Annotated in this window: 1 protein-coding gene; it reads left to right on the forward strand. The window is 49.8% G+C overall.

The window, feature by feature from the left end; translation table 11 throughout:
* On the forward strand, nucleotides 1-218 hold a 218-nt coding region (locus KVT34_RS30255), incomplete at its 5' end, for a hypothetical protein (RefSeq protein WP_217563292.1).
* Nucleotides 219-277: the final 59 nt, after the last annotated feature.

Genomic DNA, 277 nt, shown 5'->3' on the forward strand with positions numbered 1-277 from the left:
AGAAGAAAATGGAAAAATCCACAAACAGCCTGGAAAAGGACGTTAAAAGAGGAGAAACCCGTGGTATTGGGAGGAAAAAAGGGTGTCCCGAAGGGGGAAAAAAAAAAAAAAAAGTCTCTCCGCCTGTTGGAAAGAGACGACTACCATTGCGAAACGGCCATATTCCCCGGGGTTTTGGGGGAAGAAAAAACTCGGCCCCGGTGGGGCGGGGGAAATAGATATTTTCCCTCGCGGATGTAGCGCGTGGCTGACCTTTCGTGAAACGGTCTTCCGTGAG

This window comes from Paenibacillus sp. GbtcB18, assembly GCF_019091125.1.
In the GTDB taxonomy this organism is placed as follows: domain Bacteria; phylum Bacillota; class Bacilli; order Paenibacillales; family NBRC-103111; genus Paenibacillus_F; species Paenibacillus_F chitinolyticus.